The sequence below is a fragment of the Xanthobacter autotrophicus ATCC 700552 genome, from assembly GCF_043194565.1.
GTDB lineage: Bacteria > Pseudomonadota > Alphaproteobacteria > Rhizobiales > Xanthobacteraceae > Xanthobacter > Xanthobacter autotrophicus_F.
Window position 1 is genome coordinate 1 of the sequence record NZ_JBAFVS010000094.1, and the last position, 368, is coordinate 368.

Annotated in this window: 1 protein-coding gene; it reads left to right on the forward strand. The window is 65.2% G+C overall.

Features of this window, described 5'->3' with window-relative positions:
* On the forward strand, window positions 1-368 hold a 368-nt coding region (locus V5F48_RS25060), incomplete at both ends, for a sulfurtransferase (RefSeq protein WP_394260661.1).

Consider the following 368-nt stretch of genomic DNA (forward strand, 5'->3'; position numbering starts at 1 on the left):
CGAGCGAATGGCTCGCAGCCCACCAGGACGAGGTCCTCGTCCTCGACGTGCGCAATGACGACACCAGCTACAAGGAAGGCGGCCACCTCATCGGCGCGGTGCATCTCGACTTCCGCAAGGCTCGCGGCACCACCACCGAACGCGGCGTGGAAATCACCGACATGAACCTCCCGCCCGAGGCGTTCTCGGCGCTCATGCGATCGGCCGGGGTGAGCGACGACGCGGCCGTGGTGCTCACCCATCGTGGACGGGGACCGGACGATGCGGGCTATGCCGCCTACGTCTATTGGCAGCTTAAATATTATGGCCACGACAAGGTGGCCATCCTGGACGGCGGCACGACGAAATGGGTGGCCGAGAACCGCGAA